Source organism: Roseibium sp. RKSG952 (genome assembly GCF_009711355.1).
This window is the reverse complement of the sequence record NZ_SMMF01000548.1, coordinates 1-1753: the sequence shown is the minus strand read 5'-3', so window position 1 is coordinate 1753 and position 1753 is coordinate 1. Positions and strand designations below refer to the sequence as shown.

Below are 1753 nucleotides of genomic sequence, written 5' to 3'. Positions count from 1 at the left end.
GCCTCGACCCGTTTTTGGTTCTTCTGGCCGATTCCGGAGAGCTGTCCGGAATAGATCCCCGAGCCACCACCCCGGAGAATGCCCATGTGCTTGTATCCCGGCTGGGACTTGTAGAAGGCGGCGGTTTTCGCGGTCGGCGGCTGGCCCGTGAAGTCGTTGTCGTGCTCAGCGATAATCGATAAGTGCGGGGCAGAGACGCTCGCCCAGGACTCGGCCGTCAAACCCATTACGCCCTCGCCTTGCGGCGACATGAAAATGCCCGAGAAGAAGCGCGTGGACGACATGTCGTCCACGCCAGAATCAGCGGTTACGACGCGGGTTCCGAGAATGAGCTGAGCGACGTAGGCCCCGTAGCCGTGGCCGACGATGACGGGGCGTTCGACATTGATCTTGATGCCGCCGACCGCATCCTCGATCAGACCGATGACATCAAGAACGGATTTGCAGGCATCGCAACGCCCCTCCCAGGCGCCCCTGTCTTCCAGAAGTTCCGCTATCGGCCACTTGGAGGTCTCGCCGGGAGTATTCACGCGAATGGTTGGACCGTCTTCGATGATGGAGTCGTCATGAAGGGGTGCGACGACGATGTATCCATGCGAAACCCAGTGCCAAAGAAGGTTGCTGTAGGTAACCGGATCGGCGAGCGCTGTGTGGGAGAACACGATCAGACGAGGGTTCTTCGACATTTGGGACGCAAAGACCACCATTCGACGTCCGAGAAGCCCGGTTACGACAAGAGGGCGTTCCGGATAGATGAACGGACCGACGGTCGCGTAGGCGACGTATCTCGGATGCGCTCCGTCTATATCCGGGCGAAGGATGATCGCATCCTGAGCCGCAGCGACCGATGCACCAAGGATCGTGGAGGCGGATGCCGCAAGGAATCGTCGTCTGTCCATATGAAATACCGGGCCTTTCGCTGGAACTCGCGCCCGAAGCTTGATCGGAACGCCTTTCACCATCATTCTGAATTTCTGTGTGGATTGCAAGAAAGTCGTCGAACCCTAAGATCAACGGAGTGCTCATGAACAGGCGGGATTTACTAAAGGGACTTGTTTGTTCCGCGACAGGATTGATTGTTCCTTCCTTTGTGTCTGCGGGAACTCTCTTGTCCGATATCCCGCTTCGATTGTACAACGCTCACACGAAGGAAAGGTATGATATCGAACTGTTCGTGAACGGTGGATGGAACAAGGCTGCCCTTCTGGTATGCGACTGGATGATGAGGGACTGGCGTCAGACCGAAACGGTCCAATGTGATCGCCAACTCTACGCGGCGATGTATGTCGTTCAACGGCATTTCTCCGCCGATTCTCCCATAATCGTGAACAGCGGATATCGATCCTCGACGACAAACGAGAACTTAAGGAAAAGGGCGCTGAAAAAAACGGGCGGCAAGATAACGCTCGAGGTGCCCGCCGTGAACAGTCTTCACATCAAGGGGAAGGCTTTGGATTTCGAGATCAAGGGTGTCTCTAACAAGGCTCTTGCTAAGAAGGTTAAGGAACTTGAATTCGGAGGAGTGGGCCGCTACCCTGGATTCGTCCACATGGACACGGGACGTGTGCGACAGTGGGGTCTGCCGGTATAGAGCGGCACAGGGTGCCAGAGAGACTGAATATTTTACAATCGAACAGGGAAAATGAATTGCCTACCTGCCAACAAAGGATTCGAACGACATGGCTGGTTGGCTCGCGCAGGTCTGGACCTCAACAAGGCAGACCGGTCCGGCAAGCCCTTCGTTCGGATTGAC

Annotated in this window: 2 protein-coding genes; one reads left to right on the top strand and one right to left on the bottom strand. The window is 56.1% G+C overall.

What is annotated here, in order from left to right; genetic code table 11:
• Positions 1-899, bottom strand: an 899-nt coding sequence (locus E1297_RS02155; RefSeq protein WP_155133322.1) for a hypothetical protein, incomplete at its 3' end; no start/stop codon positions are given.
• Between the two features lie 209 nt (positions 900-1108).
• Between E1297_RS02155 and E1297_RS02150 the strand changes: the two genes are divergently transcribed.
• On the top strand, positions 1109-1591 hold the full coding sequence (locus tag E1297_RS02150) for a DUF882 domain-containing protein (RefSeq protein ID WP_196223138.1): 483 nt from the start codon (positions 1109-1111) through the stop codon (positions 1589-1591).
• Positions 1592-1753: the final 162 nt, after the last annotated feature.